The following is a 383-nucleotide window of genomic DNA, read 5'->3' as shown; positions in this document are numbered from 1 at the left end:
GTATCGGCGAACTTGAACAGGCCCGTCCCTGCGTCCGCATCCTGCCGGAACGTTACCCGGGTCGCCCCATCCCCATCGCTCTCGAAATCGAGTTCACGGTCGTATCCGATCTTCGACTCCTTCGATCGGATCCGAAGCATCTTGTTTTCCTGATAGTCGGCAATCTCCTCGGTCGCATGGATGCGCACACCCGCGACGCGGGCTGTCACGTCCAGAACGGCGCCGACCTCGTCCGGCGAACCCGACAGAAGCTTGTACTCGACTACATTGCTACCCCATTCAGGCAGATTATCCGGATTGGACATATATCGAAAGACCTCGGTGACCGGCCGATCGATCACGATCGACTCGCTCGTTTTGAGTGTTCTGGCCATGGATATCAC

Annotated in this window: 1 protein-coding gene; it reads right to left on the bottom strand. The window is 57.7% G+C overall.

The window, feature by feature from the left end:
* A partial coding sequence (locus AC07RN_RS21500; RefSeq protein WP_478337305.1) for an SRPBCC family protein occupies positions 1-374 on the bottom strand: 374 nt, incomplete at its 3' end.
* Between the last annotated feature and the right edge of the window lie 9 nt (positions 375-383).

This window comes from Lelliottia sp. GFLA7 (assembly GCF_056490165.1).
The sequence above is the reverse complement of the archived record's forward strand: the minus strand, read 5'-3'. Positions and strand labels throughout refer to the sequence as shown.